The sequence below is a fragment of the Neisseria sp. SLRRB23 genome (assembly GCF_050896295.1).
Lineage (GTDB): Bacteria > Pseudomonadota > Gammaproteobacteria > Burkholderiales > Neisseriaceae > Neisseria.
This window is the reverse complement of sequence record NZ_JBPBFH010000002.1, coordinates 60,196-85,386: the sequence shown is the minus strand read 5'-3', so window position 1 is coordinate 85,386 and position 25,191 is coordinate 60,196. Positions and strand designations below refer to the sequence as shown.

At 49.6% G+C, this 25,191-nt stretch carries 14 protein-coding genes and 1 pseudogene; 8 read left to right on the top strand and 7 right to left on the bottom strand.

Annotated elements, in window-relative coordinates:
• Positions 1-7: 7 nt before the first annotated feature.
• Positions 8-3,211 carry a multidrug efflux RND transporter permease subunit MtrD gene (gene mtrD / locus ACRPFF_RS00990; protein ID WP_432673550.1) on the top strand — a complete coding sequence of 1,068 codons (3,204 nt, stop codon included), beginning with the start codon at positions 8-10 and terminating at the stop codon, positions 3,209-3,211.
• A 54-nt stretch (positions 3,212-3,265) separates the two neighbouring features.
• Entirely contained in the window at positions 3,266-4,669 is a 1,404-nt protein-coding gene (gene mtrE / locus ACRPFF_RS00985) for a multidrug efflux transporter outer membrane subunit MtrE (protein ID WP_432673563.1), read from the top strand.
• 111 nt (positions 4,670-4,780) lie between these two features.
• Here mtrE and ACRPFF_RS00980 read toward each other — a convergent pair whose 3' ends face one another.
• Positions 4,781-6,886: a TonB-dependent siderophore receptor gene (locus tag ACRPFF_RS00980; protein ID WP_432673562.1), complete on the bottom strand. Its 2,106-nt coding sequence runs from the start codon at positions 6,884-6,886 to the stop codon at positions 4,781-4,783.
• A gap of 570 nt (positions 6,887-7,456) precedes the next feature.
• Here ACRPFF_RS00980 and ACRPFF_RS00975 point away from each other — a divergent pair.
• Entirely contained in the window at positions 7,457-7,633 is a 177-nt protein-coding gene (locus ACRPFF_RS00975; protein WP_432673549.1) for an ESPR domain-containing protein, read from the top strand.
• Positions 7,582-12,480 (top strand): YadA-like family protein, encoded by a 4,899-nt coding sequence (locus tag ACRPFF_RS00970; protein ID WP_432673548.1) that lies wholly within the window; start codon positions 7,582-7,584, stop codon positions 12,478-12,480. The genes ACRPFF_RS00975 and ACRPFF_RS00970 overlap by 52 nt, the downstream gene beginning before the upstream one ends.
• A gap of 301 nt (positions 12,481-12,781) precedes the next feature.
• Here ACRPFF_RS00970 and ACRPFF_RS00965 read toward each other — a convergent pair whose 3' ends face one another.
• Positions 12,782-14,902 carry a TonB-dependent receptor domain-containing protein gene (locus tag ACRPFF_RS00965; RefSeq protein ID WP_432673547.1) on the bottom strand — a complete coding sequence of 707 codons (2,121 nt, stop codon included), beginning with the start codon at positions 14,900-14,902 and terminating at the stop codon, positions 12,782-12,784.
• A gap of 181 nt (positions 14,903-15,083) precedes the next feature.
• Positions 15,084-16,727 (bottom strand): lactate permease LctP family transporter, encoded by a 1,644-nt coding sequence (locus ACRPFF_RS00960; protein ID WP_432673546.1) that lies wholly within the window; start codon positions 16,725-16,727, stop codon positions 15,084-15,086.
• Between the two features lie 345 nt (positions 16,728-17,072).
• On the opposite strand from ACRPFF_RS00960, the gene ACRPFF_RS00955 reads away from it, so the two are divergent.
• Complete coding sequence (locus ACRPFF_RS00955) at positions 17,073-17,852, top strand: FadR/GntR family transcriptional regulator (protein WP_314169706.1); 780 nt, start codon at positions 17,073-17,075, stop codon at positions 17,850-17,852.
• Positions 17,853-17,986: 134 nt separating this feature from the next.
• Here the strand turns inward: ACRPFF_RS00955 and gdhA are convergent, their stop codons facing one another.
• A complete protein-coding gene (gene gdhA / locus ACRPFF_RS00950) occupies positions 17,987-19,321 on the bottom strand; it encodes an NADP-specific glutamate dehydrogenase (RefSeq protein WP_411712243.1) in 1,335 nt (444 codons plus the stop codon).
• 422 nt (positions 19,322-19,743) lie between these two features.
• On the opposite strand from gdhA, the gene ACRPFF_RS00945 reads away from it, so the two are divergent.
• Entirely contained in the window at positions 19,744-20,538 is a 795-nt protein-coding gene (locus ACRPFF_RS00945; RefSeq protein WP_002251482.1) for a thymidylate synthase, read from the top strand.
• 8 nt (positions 20,539-20,546) lie between these two features.
• Positions 20,547-21,572, top strand: coding sequence for an FAD:protein FMN transferase (locus ACRPFF_RS00940; protein WP_432673545.1), 1,026 nt, complete (start codon positions 20,547-20,549; stop codon positions 21,570-21,572).
• Between the two features lie 64 nt (positions 21,573-21,636).
• Here ACRPFF_RS00940 and ACRPFF_RS00935 read toward each other — a convergent pair whose 3' ends face one another.
• Entirely contained in the window at positions 21,637-22,974 is a 1,338-nt protein-coding gene (locus ACRPFF_RS00935; protein ID WP_432673544.1) for a sodium-dependent transporter, read from the bottom strand.
• Between the two features lie 27 nt (positions 22,975-23,001).
• Here ACRPFF_RS00935 and ACRPFF_RS00930 point away from each other — a divergent pair.
• Positions 23,002-23,142: pseudogene (locus ACRPFF_RS00930) on the top strand (IS5/IS1182 family transposase); the annotation flags it as partial.
• A gap of 170 nt (positions 23,143-23,312) precedes the next feature.
• On the opposite strand, the gene ACRPFF_RS00925 reads toward ACRPFF_RS00930, so the two are convergent.
• Both ACRPFF_RS00925 and ACRPFF_RS00920 read right to left on the bottom strand, forming a co-directional pair.
• Entirely contained in the window at positions 23,313-24,377 is a 1,065-nt protein-coding gene (locus ACRPFF_RS00925; protein ID WP_411712246.1) for a glycosyltransferase family 4 protein, read from the bottom strand.
• Entirely contained in the window at positions 24,378-25,142 is a 765-nt protein-coding gene (locus ACRPFF_RS00920; RefSeq protein ID WP_432673543.1) for a glycosyltransferase family 2 protein, read from the bottom strand.
• Positions 25,143-25,191 lie beyond the last annotated feature (49 nt).

The following is a 25,191-nucleotide window of genomic DNA, read 5'->3' as shown; positions in this document are numbered from 1 at the left end:
GGCATTGATGGCTAAATTTTTTATCGACCGCCCCATTTTTGCGTGGGTTATTTCGATTTTCATTATTGCGGCGGGTATTTTCGGCATTAAAAGCCTGCCTGTTTCGCAATATCCGTCTGTTGCCGCTCCGAATATTACCCTGAGGGCTACTTATCCGGGTGCATCCGCACAAGTGATGGAAGACAGCGTACTTTCCGTTATCGAGCGGAATATGAACGGCGTGGAAGGTTTGGATTATATGTCCACTTCTGCCGATTCGAGCGGCAGCGGCAGCGTGAGCCTGACCTTTACGCCTGAAACCAATGAAGATTTGGCTCAGGTGGAGGTGCAAAACAAGCTTTCCGAAGTATTGAGTATGTTGCCGGCAACCGTTCAACAGTACGGCGTTACCGTATCCAAAGCGCGTTCCAATTTCTTGATGATTGTGATGCTGTCGTCAGACGTACAGTCAACCGAGGAGATGAACGACTACGCGCAGCGCAATATTGTGCCCGAACTGCAACGTATCGACGGGGTGGGCAAGGTTCAGTTGTTCGGCGCGCAACGCGCCATGCGGATTTGGGTCGATCCTAAGAAACTGCAGAACTATAATTTGTCGTTTGCCGATGTCGGCAGTGCGCTGTCGGCTCAGAATATCCAGATTTCCGCAGGTTCCATCGGTTCGCTTCCCGCTGTTCAGGGGCAGACTGTTACGGCTACCGTAACGGCGCAAGGGCAGTTGAGTACGGCCGAAGAATTCGGCAACGTCATCCTCCGCGCCAATACTGATGGTTCTAATGTTTACCTGAAGGATGTGGCGAAAGTCGGATTGGGTATGGAAGACTATTCTTCCTCAACCCGTCTGAACGGGGTAAATACCACCGGTATGGCGGTGATGCTGTCCAATAGCGGTAATGCGATGGCGACGGCAAAGGCGGTTAAAGAACGCATGGCGATGTTGGAAAAATACTTTCCTCAGGGTATGAGCTGGAAAACCCCTTACGATACTTCCAAATTCGTCGAAATTTCGATTGAAAAAGTCATCCATACCTTGTTAGAGGCGATGGTGCTGGTTTTTGTCGTAATGTATCTCTTCCTGCAAAACATCCGTTATACGCTGATTCCGACTATCGTCGTACCGATTTCCCTATTGGGCGGTTTCGCCTTCATCTCTTATATGGGCATGTCGATTAACGTACTGACCATGTTTGCGATGGTTTTGGTCATCGGTATCGTGGTCGATGACGCGATTGTGGTGGTTGAAAACGTTGAGCGCATTATGGCGGGTGAAGGTCTGCCGCCTAAGGCTGCAACCAAAAAAGCAATGGGTCAGATTTCCGGTGCGGTAATCGGTATTACTGCTGTTTTGATGTCTGTATTCGTTCCACTGGCTATGTTCAGCGGGGCGACGGGCAATATCTATAAACAGTTTGCACTGACTATGGCGGCATCGATAGCCTTCTCCGCCTTCCTTGCGCTGACCCTTACCCCTGCTTTGTGTGCCACAATGTTGAAGGTAATCCCGAAAGGGCATCACGAAGAGAAAAAAGGTTTCTTCGGTTGGTTTAACAAAAAATTCGACAACTGGACACACGGCTACGAAGGCTGGGTTGCCAAAGTATTGCGCAAGACTTTGCGCATGATGGTTGTTTACGTTGGTTTGGCGGTTGTCGGCGTATTCCTGTTTATGCGCCTGCCGACTTCTTTCCTGCCGACCGAAGACCAAGGCTTCGTCATGGTCAGCGTGCAACTGCCTGCGGGTGCGACCAAAGAGCGTACCGATGCGACGCTGGCGCAAGTAACGCAGTTGGCAAAAAGCATTCCCGAAATTGAAAACATCATTACCGTTTCCGGCTTCAGCTTCTCGGGTAACGGTCAGAACATGGCGATGGGTTTTGCCATGCTCAAAGACTGGAACGAACGTACCGCCCCCGGCAGCGATGCCGTTGCGATTGCCGGCAAGCTGACAGGCATGATGATGGGGACGCTTAAAGACGGTTTCGGCATCGCCATCGTTCCGCCTCCGATTATGGAGTTGGGCAACGGTTCCGGTTTGAGCATCAACCTGCAAGACCGCAACAATACCGGTCATGCCGCATTGCTGGCCAAACGCAACGAGTTGATTCAGAAAATGCGTACCAGCGGTTTGTTTAATCCCAGCACCGTCCGTGCCGGCGGTTTGGAAGACGCGCCGCAGTTGAAAATCGACATTAACCGTTCGGCGGCTTCGGCACAAGGTATTTCTTTTGCCAGCATCCGTACCGCACTGGCAAATGCGCTGGGTTCGTCTTACGTCAACGACTTCCCGAACCAAGGCCGTTTGCAGCGCGTGATGGTTCAGGCGGATGCTTCGGCACGTATGCAGCCTGCCGACATCTTGAATCTGACTGTGCCGAATAGCTCGGGCATTGCCGTTCCGCTTTCTTCGATTGCCACCGTTTCGTGGCAGATGGGTACGGAACAGAGCGTCCGTTTCAACGGTTATCCCGCTATGGAACTGTCCGGTTCGCCCGCAACAGGTGTTTCCACCGGTCAGGCCATGGAGGCGGTTCAAAAAATGGTTGACGAATTGGGCGGCGGTTACAGCCTGGAGTGGGGCGGACAGTCGCGCGAAGAGGCAAAAGGCGGTTCGCAAACTATTGCCCTTTACGCGCTTGCCGCCGTTGCAGTCTTCTTGGTGCTTGCCGCACTTTATGAAAGCTGGTCTATTCCGCTGGCCGTTCTGCTTGTAATGCCTTTAGGCTTGGCAGGGGCGGCGGCAGGTGTAACCGGGCGTAACCTGACCGAGCTGATGTTGGGCGGTATTCCTGCATTTGCCAACGACATCTACTTTCAAGTCGGTTTCGTTACCGTGATGGGTTTGAGTGCGAAAAACGCGATTTTGATTATCGAATTTGCCAAAGACCTTCAAGCGCAAGGGAAAAGCGCGGTCGAAGCCGCTTTGGAGGCAGCCCGCCTGCGTTTCCGTCCGATTATCATGACCTCGTTTGCCTTTATTTTGGGCGTGGTTCCCCTGTATATTGCCGGCGGTGCGAGTTCTGCCAGCCAGCGCGCCATCGGTACAACCGTATTCTGGGGGATGCTCATCGGCACGCTTTTATCCGTGTTCCTTGTTCCGCTTTTCTATGTGGTGGTGCGCAAATTCTTCAAAGAAACCGCACACGAACACGAAATGGCAGTAAAACACGCCGCCGAAGCGGGCATCACCGGTTCGGACGACAGCCAACATTAAGCAACCATGCCGTCTGAACGCCCACAGGTTTTCAGACGGCATCAGGACTTTTTTATGGATACTACATTGAAAACTACCTTGACTTCTGTTGCAGCAGCCTTTGCATTGTCTGCCTGCACCATGATTCCCCAATACGAGCAGCCCAAAGTCGAAGTTGCGGAAACGTTTAAAAACGATACTGTCGACAGCGGCATCCGTGCGGTCGATTTGGGTTGGCACGACTATTTTGCCGACCCGCGCCTGCAAAAGCTGATCGACATTGCACTCGAGCGCAATACCAGTTTGCGTACCGCCGTATTGAACAGCGAAATCTACCGCAAACAATACATGATTGAACGCAACAACCTTCTGCCCACGCTTGCCGCCAATGCGAACGGCTCGCGCCAAGGCAGCTTGAGCGGCGGCAATGTCAGCAGCAGCTACAATGTCGGACTGGGTGCGGCATCTTACGAACTCGACCTGTTCGGACGCGTTCGCAGCAGCAGCGAGGCGGCACTGCAAGGCTATTTTGCAAGTGTCGCCAACCGCGATGCGGCACATTTGAGCCTGATTGCCACCGTTGCCAAAGCCTATTTTAACGAGCGTTATGCCGAAGAAGCGATGTCTTTGGCGCAGCGTGTTTTGAAAACGCGTGAAGCAACCTACAAGCTGTCCGAATTGCGTTACAAGGCAGGTGTGATTTCTGCCGTCGCCCTACGTCAGCAGGAAGCCCTAATCGAATCCGCCAAAGCCGATTATGCCCATGCCGCGCGCAGCCGCGAGCAGGCGCGCAATGCCTTGGCAACCCTGATTAACCNACCGATACCCGAAGACCTGCCCGCCGGTTTGCCGCTGGACAAGCAGTTTTTTGTTGAAAAACTGCCGGCCGGTTTGAGTTCCGAAGTATTGCTCGACCGTCCCGACATCCGTGCCGCCGAACACGCGCTCAAACAGGCAAACGCCAATATCGGTGCGGCACGCGCCGCCTTTTTCCCATCCATCCGCCTGACTGGAAGCGTCGGTACGGGTTCTGCCGAATTGGGCGGGCTGTTCAAAAGCGGCACCGGCGTTTGGTCGTTTGCGCCGTCTATTACCCTGCCAATTTTTACCTGGGGTACGAACAAAGCCAACCTTGATGCAGCCAAGCTGCGCCAACAGGCACAAATCGTTGCCTATGAAGCCGCCGTCCAATCCGCCTTTCAAGACGTGGCAAACGCATTGGCGGCGCGCGAGCAGCTGGATAAAGCCTATGACGCTTTAAGCAAACAAAGCCGCGCCTCTAAAGAAGCGTTGCGCTTGGTCGGCCTGCGTTACAAACACGGCGTATCCGGCGCGCTCGATTTGCTCGATGCGGAACGCAGCAGCTATGCGGCGGAGGGTGCGGCTTTGTCGGCACAACTGACCCGCGCCGAAAACCTTGCCGATTTGTACAAGGCGCTCGGCGGCGGATTGAAACGGGATACCCAAACCGACAAATAACCGCCCGGGCAACCAAATGCCGTCTGAAACGATAAGGTTTCAGACGGCATTTCTTTCTTTAAAACGGTTTCCGGTGCCGGCCTGCCTTTCAAGACGGCAGGCCGTATCCGTTTAGAAGGTATGTTTGACGGTTGCGGTCAGGCTGCGCGGCGTGCCGTAAACATGGATGTCGGGCATGGTGCGGTAGCGTTTGTTGAACACGTTCTCAAAGTCCAAACCGATGCGGGTGGATTTGCCGATTTTGTAATGCGCGGTCAAATCCAGCGTGGCGTAGGGGCGTTGGGTCAATGCGGCTGCGGCGGCAGGGTTGATATTTGCCGGGTATTCGTCCAGCGTGTGGCTGCGGCTTTGCCAGTTGACGTTTGCGCCCAGGTTCAAACGGTCGGTTAGGTCATACGCGGTAAAGAGTTTGAACAAATGAACCGGATAAGACGGATGCAGTTGAACTCCTTCGCTGTTTTTGATTTTGGAACGTGCATAAGACGCATTCAGCAGCCATTTATCACTTAGGCGGCCGCCGACAGAGAGTTCCACGCCTTTTGTCGTGGTGTTGTTGACTGCACGGTAGTATTCATCGCCATTCGCGAATTCGCCTTCAACCACGCCCAAATGGTCGCGTTTGTTCATAAACACAGACGCGGAAGCATTCAGACGGCCTTCAAACCACGAGGCTTTCAAACCAGTCTCGTAGGTTTTGCCGCGTTGCGGTTCGAGCGGTTTGCCGTCTTTGGTCAGGTTGCGCACTTGTGGGCGGAAGATGGTGGTGTAGGACGCATAGGCAGTCAGGTTGTCGTCTAGATCATAAGTTACACCCAAATAAGGAATGAAAACGTTTTGTTTGTGGCTGCTGTAAGCGAATTTGTTACGGTCAGTGCTGTAACGGTACCGCCAATCTACAAAACGTCCGCCGCCTATCAATGCCAGCTTGTCGGTCAGTTTGAAACGGGTCGAGCCGTAAACCGACAGGTTTTTCATATCGGTAAAACCATCGCGCGAATACGGCATATCGGGTTTGGCAATGTTGCCGTTAAAGAGGCGCAAATCAGGAATTTTCGACTCGCCTTCTTCATAGAAAGACAGGTTTTCTTTGTTGTCCTGATAGCTGATGCCTGCATTAAATTCATGCGAGCGGCCCAATGCCGGATAGTCGCCGTCCAAGGTCAGGGAAAAATTCTGGTCGCGGTATTTGCTGTGGTCGCGGTCTGAAGTGAAAAGCGCGGAGTAGTCGGTATTGATTTTGTATGTACCGGCAATGCCTGAAACGATGTCGCTTTTACCTGCCAGATAGCTGTAATTGCCTGTCAGTTTCCAGCCGTTGTCAAATTCATGGCTGAGGGAAGTGAACACTTCGGCACTGGTGTCTTTGCCGTAAGCCCATTTTGCCGAGGAATTGCTGCGCGGCGAAGCCTCAAACGGTATGAAACCATCTTTCTTATTGCCTGCTGCCGTCAGATAGCTGAAACGCGAGCTACCCTTATTGCGGAAACGGTGTATTTCCGTACCGATATTCCATTGGGTCTGAGGGGCAATGTCGTAGGAGAGAATGCCGTAGAACGTATGATTGTGGCGCGAAGTGTTCGGCAGGTAATCGCCGCCGTGGTCGCTGACCAAAATAGTGCGGCTGCGCAAGGTATTGTCTGCATTCAAAGGCTGATTGGCATCAAGGACGAAGCGGTAGTGCTTCCACGAACCGACTCCGGCTTCGACGCTGACGGCAGGCTTGGCAGTCGGTTTTTTGCGCTCCAAAGCAACCGTGCCGCCCGGCTCGCCCATGCCGCCGTTGGACAAACCGCTTGCGCCGCGCACGACGACGACTTGGTCATACAATTCGCTGTCCAGATTGTTGGTGCCGCGGCGGATGGCTTTGTAGTCGTAAAGGAATTTGGGCGCGCCATCTACGGAAATGCTGTCAATCGCCTGACTGCGCGAAATAAATTGGCTATGGCCGGATACGTTGTTGCCCATTTTGCTGTGGAACACGCCCGGTGTTTGTTTCAATACGTCCTGCAGGCTGTCCAAGCCTTGGTCTTCGATTTGTTTTGCCGTTATGACAGACAGGGATTGCGGTGTTTCACGCTGGGTCAGCTTGATGCCTGTGGCTGCAGATGAGGCGGGGATGGTGTAGTTGGAAGCCGTTTGTTTTCCCAGTTCTTTGACGTGTATTTCCGGAAGGGCGGCAATATCTGCGGCGGGGGCGTGCGCGGCGCATAACAGCATGAGTGCGGATGATACGGCAAGCGCAGTGCGTGAAGGGTGTGGGGTACGCATGATTTTTCCTTTTAGTGGTTTAGCGGCGGGATTTTAGCAAAATGTTGTAATTATACTAGTTAGTGTAAATATTATTTAGGATTAGTTTGACTGTTGTCAAAATATATCTAGTTATCTAGTTATAAGTATTTATATTTTAGTGGATTAACAAAAATCAGGACAAGGCGACGAAGCCGCAGACAGTACAAATAGTACGGAACCGATTCACTTGGTGCTTCAGCACCTTAGAGAATCGTTCTCTTTGAGCTAAGGCGAGACAACGCCGTACTGGTTTTTGTTAATCCACTATAACCCATTATAGGAGGGGCAAAAGGAAATGCTAGCGTGCTGTCGGATTGTTGCACCTTACAAAAAATGCCGTCTGAAACGGACTCTGTTTCAGACGGCATTTTTTTATAAGGCTTTTATCCACGGCTTGGGTAAATGGTATGATAGGTTAAATTAATGGGCATATTTTTGTTTCTTGCTAATCGTGTTATAGTTACAAAATTCAAAATTTTATAGTTAAGTAGAATAATTATGAACCGAGTTTATAAAGTAGTATTTAATCATGCGCTGGGTGCATGGGTAGCTGTATCTGAACTGACTAAATCACACAAAAAACGTGCTTCTGCAACCGCCGTTGCAGTTGCCTTGTTGCTGGTATGCTTTCTCCCTTCGCGGAGGCGAGTAAGTCGGCATCAGGGTTTGGGGTAGACTCTGATAATCCTGCAGGTGGGTATGAAACACCTAGAAAGGATGATATTCCGGGTCCAGGTTCAGATGGCGATGAATTAAGTGGATTGGGTTTCGGTCTTGTTGTTGTTGATAAAGACGGGAAGCGAAAAGAAATTAAAAAAGGTGTGGAAATTAATGATGAGAATACCTCCGATGATGATAAGAAAAGTACTGTTATTACCGTGGAACCGAATACAGATCATGATGGAGAACCACCAAAGAATGAAACCAGCTACCTTTATTTAGTTGAGGGTAAGGGTGTTAAGATTGATCAAACTGGACGTTCAGCTAAATTTAGCGTAAATACTGGTGATGGGTTAAAAATTGATGAGGGTAACAAAGTCGCTGCCGACACTGTTGAACTTACTGTTACTAACGGCAAAGTAACCGCCCCTGACGATGCGAACAAGAAAAAACTTGTTAATGCAGGAGATTTATCGACCGCGTTAAATGAATTGGGTTGGAAAGTTTCTGCAAATGGCAGTGGCAGTACAGCTTCAATCGTAAAAAGTGGCGAAGAAGTAGAATTTAAAGGTGACGGTGTTACCGTAACTACCACAACTGATTCTGCTACTGGTAAACACGTAGTTACTATTAAGGCTGAACAACCACAAGGCGGTACAGCTGCGGGTGGTAGCACCCCTGTTACTGCAGGAGATGGAATTTCAGTTTCTAAGGGTAATAAGGTTTCTGTTAAAGCGAACACTGACGGTGGTATTACCGTAGGTGCTGATGGTATCTCTGTAAATACGAAAGACAAAGGTGGTCTTACTGTCGATGGAGAAGGTGTATCTGTAAATACCGATGGTACAACCATTGCAGTAGATACAGCGACAGGTAAAGTCTCCGCGGTAACGGGTGGTTTTACGACCAATACAACGACAGGTGCTACAGAAGCTAAGACTGGTGATGGAAATAAACTTGCGACGGTAAGTAATGTAGCATCAGCGATTAATGCGGCGAAAACTAAAGTAGTTGCTGGTAATGGTGCTGACGTTTCTCATAATGAAGCGACTAACACCTATACGGTTTCAGCGAAAGTAGCATCTGATAAAGGTTTAGAGAGCGGTGCTGCAGGGTTGTCAGTAAAAGCTGGAGATGGAGTTACAGTTGATAATAAAGGTGTCTCTGTTAAATCTAAAACCAACGGTGGTATTACTGTAGATGCAGATGGTGTATCTGTAGATGCTGATGGTACGACAATAGAAGTTGGCACAGATGGTAAGGTGGCAGCAAAAGTAGCATCTGATAAAGGTTTAGAAAAGACTACTGATGGTTTAGCGATTAAATCTAAAACCAACGGTGGTATCAAAGTGGATGGAGAGGGTATCTCTGTAAATACGAAAGCCAACGGTGGTCTTACTGTAGATGCAAATGGTGTCTCTGTAACAACAGATAACACAACCATTGCGGTAGATGCAGCGACAGGTAAAGTCTCAGCGGTAACGGGTACGATTAAGGCAGGGAATGAAGCAAGTGTTGAAGATGCAGATAAAGACAAGTTAGCGAAAGCAGGTGAAGTAGCGGACGCGATTAATGCAGCGAAAGTGAAAGTTGCCGCAGGTAATGGTGCTAACGTTTCTCACGATAAAGCGACTAACACCTATACGGTTTCAGCGAAAGTTGAGTCGGGTAAGGGTTTAGAGAGCGGTGCTGCAGGGTTGTCGGTAAAAGCTGGAGAAGGTGTTACAGTTGATGATAAAGGTGTCTCTGTTAAATCCAAAGCTAACGGTGGTATTACTGTAGGTACTGAGGGTGTTTCTGTTAATGCGAACACTGATGGTGGTATCAAAGTTGATGCAAATGGTGTCTCTGTTAAAGCGAAAGACAAAGGTGGTTTGACTGTTAATGGAGATGGTATCTCTGTAGATACTGATGGTACGACAATAGAAGTTGGCACAGATGGTAAGGTGACAGCAAAAGTAGCATCTGATAAAGGTTTAGAAAAGACTGCTGATGGTTTAGCGATTAAATCTAAAGCCAATGGTGGTATCAAAGTGGATGGAGAGGGTATCTCTGTAAATACGAAAGCCAACGGTGGTATTACTGTAGGTGCTGATGGCGTATCGGTACAAAATGGAAATGGTATTACTGTAGATGCAAGTGGTGTCTCCGTTAAAGCGAAAGACAAAGGTGGTCTTACTGTCGGTACAGATGGTGTCTCTGTGAATACGGATGGTACAACCATCGCGGTAGATACAGCGACAGGCAATGTGAAAGCGGTAACGGGTGAGATTAGCAATGAAGCTGGCAAAGCGAAAGCGAAAACGGGTGATGAGGCTAAACTCACCACGGTAGCTAATGTTGTTAGTGCGATTAATGAAGCAAAAACAAAAGTTGCCGCGAAAGACAATACAACGGAAGTTGAGCTTGATACAGATGGCAAGACATACAAAGTTGCAGCGAAAGTTGCAGACGGCAAAGGTCTTGATAAAACCACTGATGGTTTAGCGGTAAAACAGGGTTCTGGTATTACTGTAGGTGCTGATGGTGTGTCTGTTAATGCGAAAACTGGCGGTGGTATTACTGTAGATGGAAGTGGTGTCTCTGTAGATACAGATAACACAACGATTAATGTCGCAAATGGCAAAGTCTCCGCGGTAACGGGTACGTTTAGTAAAGATGACAAAACAGGTGATACCATTGCTGCGAATGGAGATGGTAATAAACTTGCGACAGTAAGCAGTGTAGCAACAGCGATTAATGCGGCGAAAGTGAAAGTTGAAGCGGGTAATGGTGCTGACGTTTCTCACAATAAAGCGACTAACACCTATACGGTTTCAGCGAAAGTTGAATCGGGTAAGGGTTTAGAGAGCGGTGCTGCAGGGTTGTCAGTAAAAGCTGGAGATGGGGTTACAGTTAATGCAAATGGTGTCTCTGTTAATGCGAAAACTGACGGTGGTATTACTGTAGATGCGAATGGTGTCTCTGTTAATGCGAAAAACAACGGCGGTATCAAAGTTAATGGAGATGGTATCTCTGTAGATACTGATGGTACGACAATAGAAGTTGGCACAGATGGTAAGGTGGCAGCAAAAGTAGCATCTGATAAAGGTTTAGAAAAGACTGCTGATGGTTTAGCGATTAAATCTAAAACCAACGGTGGTATTACTGTAGATGCTGATGGTGTATCGGTAGTAACTGATGGAAAGACTATCAATGTTGCAGATGGCAAGGTATCAGCGGTAACGGGTACGATTGAAAATGAAGCTGGCAAAGCGAAAGCGAAAACGGGTGATGAGGCTAAACTCACCACTGTAGCTAATGTTGTTAGTGCGATTAATGCGGCGAAGACAGTCGTAACGAACGCAGACAGTACAACGGAAGTTAAGCTTGATACAGATGGTAAGACATACAAAGTTGCAGCGAAAGTTGCAGACGGCAAAGGTCTTGATAAAACCACTGATGGTTTAGCGGTAAAACAGGGTTCTGGTATTACTGTAGGTGCTGATGGTGTGTCTGTTAATGCGAAGACTGACGGTGGTATTACTGTAGGTGCTGATGGTATATCTGTTCATACGAAAGACAAGGGTGGTCTTACTGTCGGTACAGATGGTGTCTCTGTAAATACCGATGGTACAACGATTAAACTGGATGATACGGGCAACGTGTCAGCGGTAACGGGTGAGATTGAAAACAACGCGGGCAAAGCGCAAGCGAAAGATGGTGATGGGAATAAACTCACCACGGTGGCTAATGTAGCTAAAGCGATTAACGATGCGAAAGTGAAAGTTGTCGCAGGTAATGGTGCTGACGTTTCTCATAATGAAGCGACTAACACCTATACGGTTTCAGCGAAAGTTGAATCGGGTAAGGGTTTAGAGAGCGGTGCTGCAGGGTTGTCAGTAAAAGCTGGAGATGGGGTTACAGTTAATGCAAATGGTGTCTCTGTTAATGCGAAAACTGACGGTGGTATTACTGTAGATGCGAATGGTGTCTCTGTTAATGCGAAAAACAACGGCGGTATCAAAGTTGATGGAACAGGTGTCTCTGTAGATACTGATGGTACGACCATTGCGGTAGATACAGCGACAGGTAAAGTCTCAGCGGTAACGGGTACGATTGAAAACGACGCTGGCAATGCGAAAGCGAAAACTGGTGATGATAATAAACTCACCACGGTAGCTAATGTTGTTAGTGCGATTAATGAAGCAAAAACAAAAGTTGCAGCGAAAGACAATACAACGGAAGTTGAGCTTGATACAGATGGCAAGACATACAAAGTTGCAGCGAAAGTTGCAGACGGCAAAGGTTTAGAGAAAACCGACAGCGGCCTGGCTGTCAAAGCTGGTAACGGTATCGAAGTAGGTTCCGATGGCGTGAAAGTGAAGGTCAAAGATAACGGCGGCATCATAGTCGATAAAGATGGCCTCTCGGTAGATTTGCCGTTTACCCGTACGGAAGAGCCTGATGGTACAATGGTTACTTTTAAAGGTAAGCCAGCGGCCGATCGTCCAAATGGTGAAGTTCGTATTGGAGGGGTAGCTGCCGGTATGGTTACGCCGACTAGTACGGATGCAGTCAATGGCTCACAACTTTATGCTGTCAGCAGTCGTGTGGACCGTCTGCAAGATAAAGTAGATAAATTGGGCAAACGTGCTGATGCAGGGGTAGCAGGAGCTTTAGCGACGGCCAATCTGTTGCAACCTCATCATCCGGGTCAGTCTGTGGCTACCGCTGCTGTTGGAAATCATAATGGTCAGACTGCGATTGCAGTGGGTTATGCCACTATGTCTGATAACGGTAAGTATGGTATGAGGTTCTCGTTTGGAGCCAACTCCCAACATGATGTAAGTTTGGGTGCGGGCTTAGGATATTTCTGGTAACCGACCGAACTGACTGTTTAACCGGCATATGTTTCATATGCCGGTTTTTTGTGGTTTAGAAGTCGGTACGGTTAAGGAAGTTTTGTATGCGGTATGAAAAATAAAGAATTTTATATCGATATTCCGTTGAAGTTTTGTATGTGTTGTGGGAAACAACAGCTGGAAAAGCTTTTAAATCTGATTAAACGGGGTAATTTGGGTGTGATTTGCTAAGGGTAACTCTAAGTGTCGGGTTTGTGCTTCAAGTTAAATGCCGTCTGAAACGGACTTCGTTTCAGACGGCTTTTTAAAATGCAAGCGTTTAGAACTTGGCTTGCAGCCTTAACCAAGCGGTGCGGCCGGGTTCGTTGACGCGGGTGGTTTTGATACCGGCGGCAGGATCGACAAATCCTCCGCTTCTGCTGACGAATTCGGCATAGGTTTTGTTAAAGACGTTGTCCACGCCGCCTTGCAGGGTGGCGTATTTGTTGAATTTCCAACCTGCATTGACGGAAAGTACGCCAAAGCCCGCGGATGCGCCGATGTCCTGACCGATGATGTTGCCCTGTCCTTTGGCGTAGCGGTTTTGTTTGGCAACCAGTTTCCACAATGCGCCCGCGCTGAATTTGCCGTTGTCGAAGGCAAGGGTGTTGTTCCATTCGAGCGGAGGTGTTTGTGCCAACGGTTTGCCGTCGGTACGGTTTTTACCGTAGGTATAGGCTAGGTTGCTGCTGATGCTCCAGTTCGGGGCAAACTGCCATTTCACTTCAAGTTCGCCGCCTAGACGGATGGCATCGATATTGCGCGCGCTTAAGTCTGCACCATGATGATGGCCGGAGTGTCCGCCTGTCGCCGGAGCTGTCGGAGCATGGCTGCCGGGGTGTCCGCCTGTTGCCGGTGCCGCCGGAGTATGGCTGCCGGCGTGTCCTGCGTGATGGTGTGCCATATGGCTATGTGCCGTCGTGCTGCCAGCGGCATGATGCATCATCATCGGTTTTGTCTCAACAATGATGAAGTCGTCAACTTTACCTGCAAACACAGAGGCGGAGACGTGCCAATTTCCACTGTTCCAAATCAGCCCTGCATCAAGTTGACGGTTGGTTTCTTTGCGGAGGTTTTCGGATTTTTTGCGTTCCCAGTAGTCGGGCGCACGTTGGGCGATGCCTAAACCTGCGTAGTATTTGGTATTGCCTGTTGTTTGCTCGAAACGGAAAAAGCCGGAAGTCAAAGGATATTTGGTTTTTTTGAGGGGATCGGAGTCGGCCTTGTCTTCGTATGTGCCTGTTACTTGGTCGTGCCGCAAACCGGCAATCAGTTTTTGCTTGTCGGTACGTTGCCAAGCCGCTTCGGCAAAGCCGCCCAGTTGGTCAAAACTTTGGGTAGGCTTGAAAGGACTCGAAGCGTAGTTTTCATTGCCGTTGCGTTCGGTATGGCGGTCGCGCATATAGTCGATGCCGGTTTGAAGGTTGACGTTGTCCCAATCGAAAGTGGCTTTCAGATTGCCGGTATCGGTGCGGCGTTTGGGGTTAATGGCTGCCTTGCCCATCATACCGACGGGGCGCAGGCTGTAGGTGTCCATCACGTGGTCGATTTCGCTGGATCCGTAGCGTGCCTCGATTTCGCTCAACCAAGGTGTGATATTGCGTTGGCTGATGCGGACATTCCACGCGTCGCGGTCGAATTTGCTGCCGTCCATCATACGGTCGGCGTAGGCGGCTTTACCGCGGCTGCGTTCGTATGTACCGGCGATGGTGGTGTTTTCGGTCGGGGTAACGCCCAACTGAACCATTTGGCCGTCGCGTTTGAAGTTGGAATGTACGCGGTTGCCTGCTCCGTCTTTATAGTCGTCGGATTCGTTATGTGAGACATTGAGGCGGGCATAACCGTATTTGCCGCCTGCACCGGCTTCAAAGGAGGCATCGCGTCTGCCGCTGCTGCCTAATGTGGTGCTGCCGTTGAAGGAGTAGGGTTGTTCGTGGAAGGTCGGATCTTTACGGACGAAATGAACCGAACCGCTGATCAAACCCATCCCTTGGGTAACGGTTTGCGGACCTTTGGTTACGACAACTTCGTCAAAGGTGCTGGGGTGGATGTAGGAAGTGGGCGGGTCCATGCGGTTTGAACAGCCGCCGTAAACGAATTGGTCGTCTGCGTTGATGGCAAGGCGCGAGCCGCCCAAACCTCGGAACAATGGATCGCCCGAGCTGCCGCCTTTGCGGATGATGCTCATGTTGGGGACAGATTGTAAAAGGTCTGCGCCATCCCCTGCCGGTAGGGGCTGGAGGGTGGCTTTAGGATTGAATTTGACTGTATTGGCTTTTTGCTGCTGTGTCCCGGTAACGGTAACGGGGGAGAGCTCGGCGGTTTCTTCCGCAACAGGGGCTGCCCATGCTTGGCTGAGCGCGGCTGCGAGGGGAAGGAGTAGGAAGTGGGTAGTTTTCATATCAGTTTCTCTATATAGAAGGTTTTACGTTAATACTACTTAGGTAGTATATAGGACTAGTTTGTATGTTAAAAGGGGAATTATATTTTTTTTAACATATATCAATAAGAAAGATATGGGCTGCACAAAAGAAATGCCGTCTGAAACATGACCTGTTTCAGACGGCATTTTTACGGATGTTTTATTTGTTAAAGAAAATCAGTGTCCACGGCAAAACATATGCCTGCAGGAGGGTCAGAAGGCCGACAAAGCTACAGAAAATCAGGCTGTGTTTCACGGTGAAGCGGAACAGGTTGGATTCCTTGCCCTCCAAGCCTACTGCCGCACAGGCGATGGCGATGGATTGAGGGGAAATCATTTTGCCTGTTACGCCGCCGGTTGTATTGGCGGCAACGGTCAGCTCGGGGGTAACGCCGATTTGGTGCGCCGTACTTGCCTGCAAAGAGCTGAATAAGGCATTTGCAGAAGTATCCGAACCTGTCAGGAATACGCCCAGCCAGCCGAGGAACGGTGAGAAGAACGGGAATACGGTTCCTGTTGCTGCGAGGATTAGCGCCAGTATGGATGACAATCCCGAATAGTTTGCTACAAAGGCAAAACCGAGTACCAAACCGATAGACAGGATGGACAGGCGCAGTTCTTTAAGCGTTTCAAAGAAAGTGCCGACGGCTTCGGAAGGTTTCATTTTCAGTAAAGCGGCGGAAACGATGGAAGCAAACAGGATTGCCGTACCGACTGCGCCGAGGAAGTCAATTTTGAATACGGCGGCGTATGGTGTCGGTTCGCTGACGATGGGCGCGGCTTTTTGTACCAAGTTGTGCAGCATCGGCCAGTCGAATTTGATGGTGGCAACGCCCAAAGCCTCTTTAACGCCTTTAATCGTCCACACGCTGACGAAAACGGTCAGGATGGCAAAAGGCGACCAAGCTTTAATGACTTGTCCGGCAGTGTATTCGCCCGCTTTGCGTTCGGACGGTTTTTTCATGCCGTTGAATGTAAAGATTTCTTTAGGCTGCCATTTTTTCAGGAAGGCAGATAGGCAAATCAGGCTGACCAATGCGGAGGTAACGTCAGGCAACTCGGGGCCGATGAAGTTGGCGGTAATGAATTGGGTTGTGGCAAAGGATACGCCGGCAACCAGAACGGCAGGCCAAGTTTGGCGTATGCCGCGCATACCGTCCATCATGGCAACCAGCCAGAAGGGTACGATAACTGACAGGATGGGAAGCTGGCGGCCTGCTACCTGACCGATATGGTAAGGGTCGAGATTGGACACTTGACCGGCAACCAAGATGGGAATACCCATCGCGCCGAAAGCCACGGGCGCGGTATTGGCAATCAAACACAAACCGGCGGCGTAGAGCGGATTAAAGCCCAAGCCTACCAGCAAAGAGGCGGTAATCGCCACCGGTGCGCCGAAACCTGCCGCACCTTCCAAGAAAGCTCCGAAAGAGAAACCTACCAAGAGCATTTGCAGGCGTTGGTCTTCTGTAATTGAAATAACGGAGGCGCGGATAATATCGAACTGCCCTGTTTTTACGGTAATTTTATATAGGAATACGGCGGTAACGATAATCCATGCAATCGGCCATAAGCCGTAGGCAAAACCAAACAGTGCGGAAGAAACAGCCATGCTTGCCGGCATGCCGAAGCCGAGGATGGCGACACCCAGTGCAATCAGCAGCGTGTAAAGGCCTGCCTGATAGCCTTTGAGTTTCAGGACTGTCAGGGCAGTGAAGAAAAAAATGATGGGCAAGAGGGCTGCGGCTGCTGTCAGATACAGGCTGCCTCCTATTGCCGTGTAGTTTTGAACCCAAGTTTCCATAATTGAGCATCTCCGAAAATATTTTTATGATTAATAATAAAATTGGTCAAACCAATTAAGATAATACGACGCTACTTTACGAAACTTTAATATACCAGTCAATATATTTTTCAATACAAATGATGATTTTTAAAAGAATATTAATTTTATTCCTTAATAATCAAGATAGTATTTTATTTAAAAATGTAATTGAATGTAGTTCTGAAGGGGGTTGCCATGTTGGGCCTGTAATGCGGTTGACGGTGGGAGTGTTGTATTATTAGAATTTATGTTTGTTGGTCAGTCCAATTTTATTTATATTTCGGAGAAAGTTTGGCAGAAAACCGATAGAAGGAGAATGCGATTATGAAATTGATAAGGCCGCAGAAAATCAGCGATCAGGTATTGTCGGTATTGGAAGGCCGTATCGTGGAAGGGGTTTACGCGGAAGGGGGCAAGATTCCTCCGGAGCGTGTTTTGGCGGAAGAGTTTGGCGTTTCGCGCCCGTCGGTCAGGTCGGCATTGAATGTTTTGGTTGCCCGTCAGGTTTTGGAAGCAAGGCAGGGAGACGGTTATTATGTTTCGGTCAAGCCGCAGCAGGATTTTTTGCAAAGTTGGCAGGAGCTTTTGGGCAAACATTCCAATTGGGAACAGGATGTCTTCGATTTCAGCTGCCATATAGAAGGCTGTATGGCGGGTTTGGCGGCAGAACGCCGCACGGATGCGGATTTGAAGCGGATTGGGTTTTGGCTTGAAAAGTTTGAGGAGGCGTGCGAAAGCGGCAATTTGGAACATCAGAGCGAAGCCGATGTAAGCTTTCATCAGACGATTGCCGATGCGGCGCACAACCTGCTGTTCAGCCATTTGTCGGGCAGTTTGTTGAAAATGCTTTACCGGCAGACGCGCAGCAGCATTATCTATTTGAATCAGGAAGAGGATCCGCGTCCGAAACTGATGGCGCAGCACCGTGTATTGTATGAGGCGATATTAAACCGTCGGCCGGGCGAGGCTTCGGAGGCGGCAAAGGCACATTTGAATTATGTGGCGAGCAGTATATTGAAAGACAGGGAATATCAGAGCCGTAACCGCCACGCGGATACTTTGGCGCAAAACGATTTGAAGCGCGTGCAGGATTGGGCGGTGTGAATGCCGTTCAGACGGTCTGGCATATTCGGATGTATCGGTAGTATCACCCGATTCGAACGGGCGGATAAGGAAATGCCGTCTGAACAGTATTTGCGGTTCAGACGGCATTTTGTTTGCGTGTTGGTCGCGTTTGCTTAGAAACCTTGCGCTAGCATCGCATCGGCAACTTTGACGAAGCCGGCGATGTTCGCACCGTTGACATAGTTTACTTTGTCGCCGACTTTGCCGTATTTCAGGCAGGATTCATGGATGCTTTGCATGATGCCGAACAGGCGTTGGTCGACTTCTTCACGAGTCCAAGACAGGCGGATGGCGTTTTGGCTCATTTCCAAGCCCGAAGTTGCCACGCCGCCGGCGTTGGAGGCTTTGCCCGGAGCGTAGAGGATGCCGGCTTTGATAAATTGCTCGACCGCGCCCAAAGTCGACGGCATATTCGCACCTTCGGCAACAACGTAGCAGCCGTTTGCCAACAGGGTTTTGGCGGCTTCTTCGTCCAATTCGTTCTGGGTCGCGCAGGGCAGGGCGATTTCGGCGGCAACACCCCACGGTTTTTGATTTTCAAAGTATTGCAAACCTTGCTCTTTGGCATAAGTGGCAACGCGTTCACGGCGGACTTCTTTCAATTCGATCAAGGCGGCGAGTTGCGCTTCGGTCATACCTCTGTCGGGGAAGAGGACGAAGCCGTTGGAGTCGGAAACGGTCAGTACTTTCGCACCCAGTTGGATGGCTTTTTCGGCAGCGTATTGCGCCACGTTGCCGGAGCCTGAAATCAGTACGCGTTTGCCTTCAAAACTATCGTTGCGGGTTTGCAGCATGGCTTGTGCGAAATAGACGCAGCCGTAGCCGGTCGCCTCGGGGCGGATGAGGCTGCCGCCCCATTCCAAACCTTTTCCGGTCAGGACGGAAGTGAATTCATTGCGGATTTTTTTGTATTGTCCGAATAGGTAGCCGATTTCGCGGCCACCTACGCCGATGTCGCCGGCCGGAACATCGGTGTCTGCGCCGATGTGGCGGTAGAGTTCGGTCATAAAGGCTTGGCAGAAGCGCATTACTTCGGCATCGGATTTGCCTTTGGGGTCGAAGTCGGAGCCGCCTTTGCCACCGCCCATAGGCAGGGTAGTCAGTGCGTTTTTGAAGACTTGTTCAAAAGCGAGGAATTTTAATACGCCCAAATCGACGGTCGGGTGGAAGCGCAAGCCGCCTTTGTAAGGACCGATGGCAGAATTCATTTGAATGCGGTAGCCGCGGTTGACTTGAACTTGACCTTTGTCGTCTTGCCAGGTTACGCGGAACATGACGACGCGTTCGGGTTCGACGATGCGTTCCAGCAGGCTTTGCTGGGTGTATTTCGGATTTTTTGCCAAAAACGGATCGAGGCTCATGAAGACTTCTTCAACAGCCTGATGGAACGGCTCCTGATTGGGGTTGCGTTGTTTGAGGTTGGCAAACAGGGTGTTCAGGTCAGTCATTCGGATACTCCTTTTGGTTGATATTGTACTAATGGGAAAACAAATTTGTAGGTAGCAATATAAACCTATTTTTTTCTGATGCCACGCCCGATTTGGCACAAATTGTTGACATTATTTTTTCCATATTTTCAATGTTTGATGTTTATTGCCGATAATAAACCAATAATCATAAATTAATTTCGCAAATAAAAATATTATTGGAATTTTATTTCAAGTAATTAAACTAGATTTTTTGATTCCAATCAAGGTAATTTTGTTTTCCATCCGGGTTTTACTGTGGAAAATGACTAAAATTGTCAACAATCCTGTCTGACCGTACTCGCGTTTTTATCGTCAGGCGGGGCGGCCTGCGCGTTTGTCCGGACTCGGGCGTTGGCCGGAAATGTTACAATATGCGCCGTTCAACTTGATGAAAGAATATTATGAAGGCCTATCTAGACTTGATGCGCCACGTCCTCGACAACGGTACGGACAAATCAGACCGCACCGGTACGGGCACGCGCTCCGTATTCGGTTATCAGATGCGTTTTGACTTGGGCAAAGGTTTTCCGCTGCTGACGACCAAAAAGCTGCATTTGCGCTCGATAATCCACGAGCTGCTTTGGTTTCTCAAAGGCGATACCAATATCAAATACCTGAAGGACAACAATGTTTCCATTTGGGACGAGTGGGCGGACGAAAACGGCGACTTGGGCCCGGTTTACGGCTATCAATGGCGCAGCTGGCCTGCACCCGACGGCAGGCATATCGACCAAATTGCCAACGTGGTGGAACAAATCAAGAAGAATCCGGACTCGCGCCGCCTGATTGTGTCGGCGTGGAATCCGGCCTTGGTCGATGAAATGGCACTGCCGCCCTGCCACGCGCTGTTTCAGTTTTACGTTGCCGACGGCAAACTGTCCTGCCAGCTTTACCAGCGCAGCGCGGATATTTTCCTCGGTGTGCCGTTTAATATTGCCAGCTACGCGCTGTTGACGATGATGATGGCGCAAGTGTGCGGATTGGAGGCGGGCGAGTTTGTCCATACGTTTGGCGACGCGCATTTGTACCGCAACCATTTCGAGCAGGCCGCATTGCAGTTGGAACGCGAACCGCGTGCCTTGCCTGTGATGAAAATCAATCCTGAAGTCAAAGATTTGTTTGCTTTCAAATTTGAAGATTTTGAGTTGGAAGGTTACGACCCTCATCCGCATATCAAGGCGGCAGTGTCGGTTTAGGAGGCGGTATGGGCAGGCATTTCGGGCGCAGGCGTTTTTTGACGGTTGCCGCCGTTGCGGCGGCGGGCGCGGCGGTTTCTTTTTTGCAGAATCCTTTTGCCGCCGATGATGAAAAACGCAACGGGGATGAAAAACGCGATGAAAATGTGTTTTTCTGGAAAGGTGTCGCGCTGGGTTCCGGCGCGGAGCTGCGCCTGTTCGGTGTGGACGACAGGCGTGCGGCGGATTTGGTCAATAAGGTTTTGGCGGAAGTGGCGCGTTTGGAAAAAATGTTCAGCCTTTACCGTGAAGATAGCCTGATCAGCCGCCTGAACCATGACGGTTATCTGACTTCGCCGCCGGCGGATTTCTTGGAACTGTTGAGCATTTGTCGGGATATGCATACTTTGACCGGAGGGGCATTCGATCCGACGGTTCAGGTTTTGTGGAAACTGTATGCCGATTATTTTGCCGCCCATCCCGATGCGGAAACGCCGCCGCCGGAGAATAGCGTGAAGGAAGCCCTGAAGCGGGTCGGCTTTGACAAATTGGTGTTTGATGACCGTGAAATCCGTTTTGCCGAAAAGGGTATGGGTTTGTCCTTGAACGGCATCGCGCAAGGCTATATTACGGATAAGGTCGTCGCGTTGCTGAAGGCAAACGGCGTGCCTGCCGCGCTGGCCGATATGGGCGAAATCAGGGGGTTTGATACAAACGGTAAACGGACTTGGAATATCGGCATCCGCAATCCGGACGACGAAGAAGGCGTGTTGGCAAATATCACGATGAAAGACAAGGCGTTTGCCACTTCGGGCGGCTATGGGACGGTGATGGACAAAGCGGGCAGGTTTACCCATTTGTTCGATCCGCGGACCGGCGTGAGTACGCCGCGTTATAAAAGCATGAGCGTAATGGCGGATGATGCGGCGATTGCCGATGCCTTGTCGACGGCGTTTTCCATTATGGATTTGCCTTTGATACGGTCGGTTGCTGAAAGCAGGCGGCTTAAAGTTTGGCTGGTCATGCCGGACAATACTTTGAACGAAATAGGCTGAACCAAAAGTAAAATGCCGTCTGAAACAGTTTCAGACGGCATTTTGATACCACTTGAAGGACTTTTTAGAGAATACCCAAAGAATTGATGAAAACAATAATAATGGCAATCGGGGCGAGGTAGCGCAAGGTATTCAGCCACAGCAGCAGCACTGCCCGTGGTACGGTGCTGCCCGATCCGGCATCTTTTAACACAGACTGCCTGTCCTGAATCCAGGCGGTAAAGATGGAAACACTCAAAGCACCAATCGGCATAATGACGGCGGAAATAACATAGTCCCACAAATCAAAAATGGTTTTGCCGAAAACCTTAAACTCACCCCATACGCCGAAAGACAGTGCGGACGGGATGCCGATAATGAAAATGGCCGTGCCGATAAGCCAAGTGTGCTTTTTGCGTTTGCGCTCGTCTTGGCGGATGGTTGAGGCAATGACCGTTTCCAACATCGAAAATGCGGAAGTCAGCGTGGCGAAAACGACCAGCAGCATGAATACCGCAAACAAAACCGTACCGAACGGCATCTTCATAAACACTGCGGGCAATACGATAAAAATCAATCCCGGCCCCTGGCTCGGTTCAAAACCGAAGGCGAACACCGCCGGGAAAATCACCAAACCTGCCAACAGCGAAACCAAGAGGTTCATCCACATAATCGTATGGCCGGAACGGAACATATCCTGATCTTTTCCCAAATACGAAGCGTAGGTGATCATGCCGGAAACGCCGATGCTCAGGGCAAAAAACGCCTGGCCCAAAGCCGTAATCATCGTATCGGCTTTAAAGTACGACCAATTCGGTTTGAGCAGGAAAGACACGCCCTCCATTGCACCCGGCAGCGTCAGCGAACGGATTGCCAGCGCAATAAAGAGGATAAACAGCCCCGGCATCAGATAACGGTTTGCCTTTTCAATGCCGTCTGAAATCCCGCCTTTGACCACCCAAACCGTAATCAGCATAAACAGTGCCTGATAGGACAGCGAACCTGCCGGATTGGAAATCGTTGTGCCGAACAGGGCTTCAAAGTCCGCGCCGGTATGAACCGCCCCCGTGAAACTGTGGACGACATAATTCAATACCCATCCGCCGACCACGCTGTAAAACGACAGCAAAATAAAGCAGGCGGCAACGCCCATACGCCCGACCCAAAGCCATTGCGTGCCCGGACGCAGAACCCTGAAGGAATCGACGGCGTTTTGTCCGCCCGTGCGCCCGATATAAAATTCGGCAAGCTGAACGGGCAGGGCGACCAAGATAGTAAATATCAAAAACAGTAGGAAAAACACCGCGCCGCCGTTGGTGCCTGCCGTATAAGGAAATTTCCAAATCGCGCCCAAACCGATGGCCGAACCTGCCGCAGCAAGGACGAAACCGATTTTGGACGACCAAGAAGTATGGTTACTCATAAAATTTATTAAGAAATGTGAAAGTAGTATAGTGGATTAAATTTAAATCAGGACAAGGCGACGAAGCCGCAGACAGTACAGATAGTACGGCAAGGCGAGGCAACGCCGTACTGGTTTAAATTTAGTCCACTATACATTGTAACAAAGCACTTGACGCGGCGGCACAAGCCGGGGAAGACGCTGCAAAACTTTGCCAATAGGCTGCGCGATATCGGGGGATATTGGGATTTTCTTATTTTGAAGGATGGATTCGGGGTGTTTTTTTCCAATGAACGAATATAATTTGGTGGTTTGTTGCATCAAAGGCTTTCAGACGGCATATGCCGTCTGAAAGCGGCTTATATTGCATCCAATAATTTGTCGGCGGTATGGTTGATGGTAAAACGGTTGGCGACGCATTGATGAGCTGCCGTTGCCAGTGCGTTTTTTGCTTCGGGGTTTAAGACGAGGCGTTCGATTTCGTCCGCCAAAGATTCAGGCGTCAGCCTGTCCAGTAGAATCCCCGATTGATGATGTTCGATAATTTCCTTTTGCGCGCCCAAAGTATTGGAAATCACCGCCGTTCGGCAGTACATCGCCTCGCATAATGACAAACCGAATGCCTCCGGGACGAGACTGGGCAAAACCACGACATCGCTTTGGCGGTAAAACGAAGCAATGTTTTCGGTAAACCCTTCAAAAGAAACAAATGGTTCTGCTCCCGAAGCAGATACGTCCTGCTTCAGGCGGCACATATAATCCGAATGTCCGTGCCCTGCCAATTTGAGCCTGATTTGAGGATATTTCCGATGCAGTATCACACAGGCTTCAATCAGGTTTTCCAATCCTTTTTCCGGACTGATCCTGCCGGCGTAGGCGACGGTAAAAAAACGGCTGTCGGGTTTTTCTTGAGAGGGAGGGAAACGGCCGGTATCGATACCGTTATGAACAATCCGGTATTTTTCTTTAAAGGGATTGTCGGCGGTTTGCACATCGTAAACCAGACGGGAAACGCAAATAAAGCGGTCGGTGTTTTTCTGTATCAGGCGGTGATAAAAATCGGTTTTGTTGGCGACGACATTATGTTTGACAAATATCAGGCGCACCCCGGTCAGTTTTTTCAAAAGTATGGATAAGGCGGCAATTTTGCCGGTGTGTATTATTAGGTGGGAAATGCGGTTTTTCCGGATAAAGCGGGTAAGCGCGTAGAGCGAAAACAGCCCGTTGAGCGTGTGAAGGCGCGTTGTGAAAACGGAAGAAACTTCGGAAAAGCGTCTGTGCATCAACTCATTATTTTTATTGACGGCGGTAAACATCGTGCAGCCCCGAAGTCCCAATGCTTTTGAAACATCATAGACATATTGTTCGCCCCCGCCCCAAATCTTGGCCGATACGATATTTAATATCCTGAATTCTTTTTCCATTTAAAATTTTCCGCCGGATTTGTACAGATAATATAGTTTGACATATTTAATCATCGTGTAATAGCTGTGGTTGACGGACATAATCCAACCCATTTTCCCATCGAGAAACCCTTTGTTCAGGATATAAATTTTGAAAAAACCCCAAATCGGGCGGAGGATAATGTCCCTAACGAAACTCATGGGCTTTCCCTGCTCTCGGTATTTCTCGGCTGAAATGGAAGTATATTTGTTGAATTTGTTGAAATATTGTTCCCAGTTGTCGTATGTGTAATGGTACATAAAATGCTTCAGACGGCGTTTGGGGTAGGGGGTCTGTACGGTTTCGTGTACTTTGCCTTGCACCGAACTGCCTTTCTTCGGCATCAAACGGCATACGCTGTCAGGACGCATCGCGCCGTGTGTGGCGGGATGGTTAGGGAAAAGGTTGCGGCGCTCGACAAAATAGGCGGCGTAATCGCCGGTTTGGACAATTTTTGAGATTTCATCAGATAGTTCCGGTGTGCAGCGTTCGTCTGCATCAATCAGGAAAACCCATTCTCCGCCTGCTTGTTCGATGGCAAATGTTTTTTGCGCTCCGAAATCCCCGTTCAAATGCCGTCTGAAGACTTTTGCGCCCAAACCCTCGGCAATTTCGGCAGTATTGTCGGTGCTGTGGTCGTCGATAACGATAACTTCTTTATCGAAACGGCAACTTTCAATACATTCCCGAATGTGGTTTGCTTCATTTCTAGCAACAATCAATACGCTGACTTTTTTCATTATCAAGGTTTCTCAAAGCATTTTGGTTTCACAGGGCAGAAAAAAGCCCAAACAT

Bases quoted from the DNA above. Each gene is read 5' to 3' on its own strand.
- mtrD (WP_432673550.1), top strand. From the start codon at position 8: ATGGCTAAATTTTTTATCGACCGCCCCATTTTTGCGTGGGTTATTTCG.
- ACRPFF_RS00980 (WP_432673562.1), bottom strand. From the start codon at position 6,886: ATGCTGTTATGCGCCGCGCACGCCCCCGCCGCAGATATTGCCGCCCTT.
- ACRPFF_RS00975 (WP_432673549.1), top strand. From the start codon at position 7,457: ATGAACCGAGTTTATAAAGTAGTATTTAATCATGCGCTGGGTGCATGG.
- ACRPFF_RS00970 (WP_432673548.1), top strand. From the start codon at position 7,582: ATGCTTTCTCCCTTCGCGGAGGCGAGTAAGTCGGCATCAGGGTTTGGG.
- ACRPFF_RS00965 (WP_432673547.1), bottom strand. From the start codon at position 14,902: ATGAAAACTACCCACTTCCTACTCCTTCCCCTCGCAGCCGCGCTCAGC.
- ACRPFF_RS00960 (WP_432673546.1), bottom strand. From the start codon at position 16,727: ATGGAAACTTGGGTTCAAAACTACACGGCAATAGGAGGCAGCCTGTAT.
- ACRPFF_RS00955 (WP_314169706.1), top strand. From the start codon at position 17,073: ATGAAATTGATAAGGCCGCAGAAAATCAGCGATCAGGTATTGTCGGTA.
- gdhA (WP_411712243.1), bottom strand. From the start codon at position 19,321: ATGACTGACCTGAACACCCTGTTTGCCAACCTCAAACAACGCAACCCC.
- ACRPFF_RS00945 (WP_002251482.1), top strand. From the start codon at position 19,744: ATGAAGGCCTATCTAGACTTGATGCGCCACGTCCTCGACAACGGTACG.
- ACRPFF_RS00940 (WP_432673545.1), top strand. From the start codon at position 20,547: ATGGGCAGGCATTTCGGGCGCAGGCGTTTTTTGACGGTTGCCGCCGTT.
- ACRPFF_RS00935 (WP_432673544.1), bottom strand. From the start codon at position 22,974: ATGAGTAACCATACTTCTTGGTCGTCCAAAATCGGTTTCGTCCTTGCT.
- ACRPFF_RS00925 (WP_411712246.1), bottom strand. From the start codon at position 24,377: ATGGAAAAAGAATTCAGGATATTAAATATCGTATCGGCCAAGATTTGG.